The sequence below is a fragment of the Lactobacillus selangorensis genome (assembly GCF_001437205.1).
GTDB lineage: Bacteria > Bacillota > Bacilli > Lactobacillales > Lactobacillaceae > Paralactobacillus > Paralactobacillus selangorensis.
The window spans coordinates 153,911-160,463 of sequence record NZ_JQAZ01000006.1 but is presented as its reverse complement, the minus strand read 5'-3'; the positions used below and the strand labels follow the sequence as shown (position 1 = coordinate 160,463).

4 protein-coding genes are annotated in these 6,553 nt (G+C 46.9%); all 4 read right to left on the bottom strand.

What is annotated here, in order from left to right; all coding sequences use genetic code 11:
• Positions 1 to 434: 434 nt before the first annotated feature.
• On the bottom strand, positions 435 to 1,916 hold the full coding sequence (lysS, locus tag IV40_RS08690) for a lysine--tRNA ligase (RefSeq protein WP_057770682.1): 1,482 nt from the start codon (positions 1,914 to 1,916) through the stop codon (positions 435 to 437).
• A 137-nt stretch (positions 1,917 to 2,053) separates the two neighbouring features.
• The gene (gene dusB, locus IV40_RS08685) at positions 2,054 to 3,061 is read right to left on the bottom strand and encodes a tRNA dihydrouridine synthase DusB (protein ID WP_057770666.1); all 1,008 of its coding nucleotides are present in this window, start codon (positions 3,059 to 3,061) and stop codon (positions 2,054 to 2,056) included.
• Between the two features lie 224 nt (positions 3,062 to 3,285).
• A complete protein-coding gene (hslO, locus tag IV40_RS08680; protein ID WP_057770665.1) occupies positions 3,286 to 4,179 on the bottom strand; it encodes an Hsp33 family molecular chaperone HslO in 894 nt (297 codons plus the stop codon).
• 82 nt (positions 4,180 to 4,261) lie between these two features.
• Entirely contained in the window at positions 4,262 to 6,460 is a 2,199-nt protein-coding gene (gene ftsH / locus IV40_RS08675) for an ATP-dependent zinc metalloprotease FtsH (protein WP_057770663.1), read from the bottom strand.
• Positions 6,461 to 6,553 lie beyond the last annotated feature (93 nt).

Genomic DNA, 6,553 nt, shown 5'->3' with positions numbered 1-6,553 from the left:
GATACTTTGTTCAGTTTTCAAAGATCTACTGAAGTTGTCCTCTAAGTGACAACTTAATTAGTTTACCACGTTCAAGCAATTTGTCAACTACTTTTTTGAATATTTATTCATCTAAGTAATTGTTCATTTCCTGAAGCAGCTTTATTAGTATATCAAGTCATTTCAAGGAAGTCAACTACTTTTTTTAAGCTGTTATTTCCTTGCGACTCAACGTTTACTATAGTACCAAGTAGCAGCCGCTTTGTCAATTCGAATGAAAGCGGCTTAAATGATGAACATTTATTAGTGAATGCCATTTTAATGTTCATTTATCATTGGTGTATGCAACCTGAATATTCATATTTATGCATTTACAACGGCTAAATATGTAAACATTCCCGAATCAGGGCACAAAAAAAGCATGCGAATTCCGCACACTTTTTTTATTTTTTTAATTATAATTCATCTTCGCTCAGTTTCTTTTCTGGACGCATGGTTGGGAAAAGAAGCACATCACGGATCGAAGGTGCATCTGTCAGCAGCATGACCATGCGATCAATTCCGATCCCAAGACCACCTGTCGGCGGCAAACCATATTCCAAAGCTTCAACATAATCTTCATCAATGCCATGTGCTTCGTCGTTGCCTTCTTCACGTTCCTTAGCTTGTGCTTCGAACCGTTCCCGCTGATCGATCGGATCATTTAATTCGGTAAAGGCATTGCCGTATTCGTTGCCATCGATGAATAATTCAAAGCGTTGTACAAAGCGTGGATCTTTCGGGTCCTTCTTTGCCAATGGCGAAATTTCAATTGGATGACCATAGATAAAGGTTGGCTGCTTCAAAGTTGGTTCAACAAATTGTTCAAAGAACGCATTGATGATGTGCCCTGTTTGCCAGAAGTCTTCATAATGAACACCCTTTTCATCGGCCAGTTTCTTGGCATCTTCGGTGGACATCGGTGTCCAGAAATCAATTCCAGTGACACGTTTGATGGCATCGACCATATGTTCACGGGCAAACGGTTTGTCTAAATCGACATCTTGTCCTTGATAAGTGATCTTGCCGGTGCCAAGCACTTTATTCGAAACCGAACGGAATAATTCTTCTGTTTCGGTCATGACATCGCTCAAATCCCAGTAAGCAGCGTAAGTTTCCAGTTCGGTAAACTCTGGATTGTGTTTTGTATCGATTCCTTCATTTCTGAAGACCCGACCAATTTCATAAACACGTTCCATGCCGCCGACGATCAAACGCTTGAGGTGGAGTTCCAACGCAATCCGGAGATAAAGGTCAATATCCAGCGCATTAGAATGGGTAATAAATGGGCGTGCACTCGCACCACCAGCCGAAGTATGCAAAACAGGTGTTTCGACTTCTAAGAAGCCATTGCCGTCCAAATAGGAACGAACGGCTGAAACAATCTGAGTCCGCTTCTTGAACCGGTCCATGCTATCCGGGTTAGAAATCAGATCCAGATAACGCTGACGGTACTTTTGTTCTACATTCGTTAAACCATGGTATTTATCTGGTAACGGACGGAGCGCCTTCGTCAGGAAGGTCACGTGACTGGCCCGGACGGTCAATTCACCCGTATCTGTCATCATCACATCACCATGAATGCCGAGAATATCCCCAATATCAGCTTTCTTGAAAATCAGGTAATTATCATCCCCGACGACATCTTTACGGACGTAGATCTGAATCCGGCCGTCACGGTCCTGCAAATCGGCAAAACCGACCTTGCCCTTGCCACGCTTAGTCATCATCCGGCCAGCGATGGCAACCTCAACGTGTTCTTTTTCGAGCTGTTCCTTGCTCATTTCACCATATTTTTCATGGAGCTGTGCGGTTGTATCGGTCCGGTCAAAACGATGGCCGTAAGGATCGATGCCCTTATCGCGCAGAGCCTGCATTTTATCCCGACGGACCCGCATCTGATCATTCAAGCCATCGTCTTGGCCCTTCTTTTGTCCCTTGTTTGCCAAAAAAATTCCTCCATTTCTGCCGCAAAGGCGCTTTATAGTTAAATCATGCCAATAATGACCGCAAAAAGCAAATCATTTTGTGAATTTTACTTTTGAGCCGCCTTACGTGCTGCCCGTGCTTCGGTCTTAGCGACAAAATCATCGAGCAGACTGTCAACCTCAGCTTCTGTTTCAACTTCATTGACCGCTGCCTTTGTACGAGCAGCGTGCGGAATGCCTTTCAAGTAGTAAGCTGCCTGCTTACGGAATTCACGGACAGCGACATTTTCGTTGCCTTTTAAATCGACTAAGCTGTCTAATTGCTTCTTGGCTATCGCAATTTTTTCACGTGCCGATGGTTCTGGCAGCAATTTCCCGTCATCCAGATATTCGACCATCTGTTTAACGACCCATGGATTGCCTAAAGCAGCCCGTCCGACCATCACAGCATCAGCACCAACATAATCAAGCATTCTTTGTGCATCTTCTGGTGTCCGCACATCCCCATTGCCGATAAACGGCACATGAAGGTTGGCTTTAACTTCTTTTAAAATATCCCAGTTGGCGTGGCCGGCATACATTTGATCACGGGTGCGACCATGCATCGTAATGGCGGCTGCTCCGCCCCGTTCAGCGGCCAAAGCATTTTCAACGGCATAAATATGGTCGTCGTCCCAGCCAGTCCGCATTTTAACGGTAACTGGTTTGTCGACGGCTGCGGTAACCGCACTGACGACATCTTCGATTGCATCCGGATCCAGCAGCCAGTGCGAACCAGAATTCGTCTTAGTGATTTTGTGGACTGGGCAACCCATATTGATATCGATAATATCCGCTGCCGTGTGCTTATCGATGTATTTGGCTGCTTCAACCAGTGTTTCCTTCGAACCGCCGAATAATTGAATACTCATCGGATGTTCAGTCGGATCGACTGTCAGCATGTTCATCGTCTTTTCATTGCGATGCAGAATCGCCCGGTCGCTGACCATTTCACAGACCACAAGCCCGGCGCCGAATTGTTTGCAAATAACCCGAAACGCTGCATTGGTAATTCCGGCCATCGGTGCTACGACCACCTGGTTGGGAATCGTTACATCGCCTATCTGCCACTTCATATCCACATTTCTCCTTTAATCATAAACCTGTTATTTTATTCTGAAATATCATAGCACAAAAACAGCGTGTGAGAAAGAACCTCTAAACTATGAGCATGAACGCTGCTTTGCAAAACGGTTCGTTTTCTGAAACAATTTCAAAACACGTTAACCGGAATTCACAATTTTTTGGAGCGCCATCAAAAGAAGGACTCCCCTCTAAACGACGGCGAGTCCTTCTCGTTTTAATCTTGCTGAGTATCTTTGCTGCTCAGAATGTCCTTTAATTCAGCTTCTGTGAATTCATATTTGTTGCCGCAGAATTTGCAGACCGTTTCAGCCCCATGATCTTCATCAATCATACTGTGCAGTTCTTTATCTGACAAAGTGGCCAAGCCCTTGGCAAACCGGTCTTTCGAACAGTCGCACTGGAAGGAAACGGGCTCTTTGGCAATCACCTTGACCTCACCGGCACCGAAAATCCGGTCCAATAACTGTTCGGGTGTCGTGCCGTCCCGTAACAAGTCAGAGACTTGCGGCAGTTTCTTTAAATTGGCTTCCAACCGGCTGATTGTGGCGTCATCGGCACCGGGCATGACTTGAATCATGAACCCGCCGGCCACGCCGATTGAACCGTCAGCATTGACGTAGACGGACACTCCGACGGCGGATGGAATCTGTTCGGACGAAGCTAGATAATAGGTAAAATCATCGCCGATCTCGCCTGAGGCCAATTCAACGGTGCCGCTATACGGTTCCTTCAAGCCGAGGTCTTTGGTCACCGTCAGTGTCCCGTTTTTTCCGACAGCACCGCCGACATCGATATGGCCGTTTTCTTTCAGCGGCAAATCAACGTGTGGCACCTGAATGTAGCCTTTAACATGTCCGTGTGCATCAGCATCGGCAACGATTCCGCCGACGGGACCATCGCCTAAGACACGGACGGTCATTTTTTCGTCGCCCTTCATTTCGGCAGCACTCAGTAGCAAAGTGGCGACCAAGGTACGCCCTAATGCTGCTGAAGCAGTCGGAAAGGTATCGTGCCGTTTTTGGGCTTCACGGACAACATCGGTAGCGTCGATTGCAAAGGCACGCAGCTGATCGTTATCAGCCATGGCCCGGACTAAATAATCACTCATTTTCGCAACTCCTTTATGCTATAAAGAAAGAGGCCGGTTTGCACCGGACCTCTTTCCAATCTTTAACGTTCAGAAAAACAACTTAATCATCATGTTCCTGGTCGTCTTTTTTAGCTTCACTTTGTGGATTTACCGTTTCATCCGGTTTCTCCGCCAAATCATCATCACTTGCTGCAGAAGATGCAGCTGATGCGGCCCGTGAATCAGCAATCGACATTTCACTTGATTCAGCTGCTGAATCAGTTGCGTCGCTTGCTTCAGACTTCAGCATGGCATCGTCGCTGTTTTCTTCTTGCTGCTTCTGACGATCTTTTTCTTCTAAGGCACGCTTGGATTCTTCGTAAGTAGCCGCCTTTTCGCTTGGAAATTGCGACTTGTCGTTGTCTGGCATCTTGCCAGTGTTGAACAAGCTCAAGATTTCCTTTTCGTTCAAGGTTTCGTACTTCAACAGCATCTCAGCGATCAATTTATGCTGAGCACGGTGCGCTTCGATAATATCATGCGCCTGTTTGTGCGCATCATCAATAATCCGCCGTACTTCATCATCGATCGCCGCCGCTGTCCGTTCGGAATAGCTTGGCATTTGCCCATATTGCTGCTGGCCGGCTTTTTCAAGCTGGACAGTGCCCAAACGATCGCTCATCCCATATTGGGTGACCATACTCCGAGCCAGCTGTGTGGCCTGCTCGAAATCGTTTGAAGCACCGGTGGATTCGACACCGAAGATAATTTCTTCGGCAGTCCGGCCACCCATCAGCCCAACGATCTGTTCCATCATATCCTTCTTAGATAATAAGAACTGATCGCTCTTCGGCAATGTGATCGCATAACCGCCGGCCCGGCCACGCGGAACAATCGTAACCTTCCGCACGACACGTGAATCGTTTAAGACTAACCCAATCAAAGCATGTCCGGCTTCATGGTAAGCCACCATATTCCGTTCCTTCGGACTGATGACTTGATCCTTCTTAGCTGGCCCAGCAATGACACGGTCTTCGGCTTCATCAATATCGGAAGCATCAATTTTAGTCTTGCCACGACGGGCAGCAACTAAGGCTGCTTCGTTCAGCAGGTTTTCCAAATCGGCCCCAACGAATCCTGGTGTCTGTTGTGCAATCATCTTTAAATCAACATCATCGGCTAACGGCTTGTTCTTGGCATGAACCTTCAGAATTGCTTCACGGCCCTTAACGTCCGGACGACCGACTAAAATCTTCCGGTCGAAACGGCCTGGACGTAGCAAGGCTGGATCGAGGACATCGGCACGGTTTGTCGCCGCCATGACGATGACCCCTTCGTTACCCGTGAACCCATCCATTTCAACCAGCAACTGGTTTAAGGTTTGTTCACGTTCATCATGTCCGCCGCCCATTCCAGCGCCACGCTGACGCCCAACGGCATCAATTTCATCGATGAAGATGATTGCTGGAGCATTCTTCTTCGCCGTGTCGAACAAATCACGAACACGTGAAGCACCAACCCCAACGAACATTTCAACGAAGTCTGGCCCTGAAATGGAATAGAACGGCACACCAGCTTCACCGGCAACCGCTTTGGCTAACAATGTTTTCCCAGTACCAGGCGGGCCCTCTAGCAATACCCCAGATGGGATACGGGCACCCAGCGCTGAAAACTTACGTGGATCTTTTAAGAATTCAACAACTTCGACTAATTCCTGTTTTTCTTCCTCTTCACCAGCAACATCGGAGAAACGAACTTTGTTAGCTTTTTTATCAGCCTTTTGGGCTTTCGACTTCCCAAAGTTCATCACTCGGCCATTGCCGCCGCCTTGACCAGCTTGACCCATCATCATGTAGAAGAATACAAAGATGATGATCATCGGCAAGAATAAGGAGAGGATCTGGATCCACCAGCCGGACTGCGATTCCTGCTGAGTCTCCATCGGCACTTTTTCATCGGCTGCTGCCTTAGTGATCTGTGCAACAGTAGAGTCGCTTGCTAAGACAGATGTCGTAAAGGTCTTCACCTTCGAGGTGTTTCCAGAAATCAGGCCAAAGCCTGCATTATTGGAAGTTTTATCAGCCGCTTGGGCGGTCTTATAATCCCCAGTAATCTTGTAAACACCATTAGAAGGTTGGATTGAAAAGCTCTTTACTTTGTCATCTTTCAGCTCGGTAATAAAAGTACTCGATTTGATTGTCTTTGTTTGTTGACTGCTATTGCCGCTATTCATAAAGAATGTGACCACACCTAACAGTGCCACAAAGATAATCACGTAAAACAGACCGTTGTTGAATAGTCCGTTCTTTTTGTTCTTCATACGCGACCTCCTGAACCTCGATATACAGAATCAATGACACTCACTCGGCGTATCATCTTTTAAATCATACCATATTTGACTTTCATTGACCAA

Bases quoted from the DNA above. Each gene is read 5' to 3' on its own strand.
- ftsH (WP_057770663.1), bottom strand. From the start codon at position 6,460: ATGAAGAACAAAAAGAACGGACTATTCAACAACGGTCTGTTTTACGTG.
- lysS (WP_057770682.1), bottom strand. From the start codon at position 1,916: ATGCGGGTCCGTCGGGATAAAATGCAGGCTCTGCGCGATAAGGGCATC.
- hslO (WP_057770665.1), bottom strand. From the start codon at position 4,179: ATGAGTGATTATTTAGTCCGGGCCATGGCTGATAACGATCAGCTGCGT.
- dusB (WP_057770666.1), bottom strand. From the start codon at position 3,061: ATGAAGTGGCAGATAGGCGATGTAACGATTCCCAACCAGGTGGTCGTA.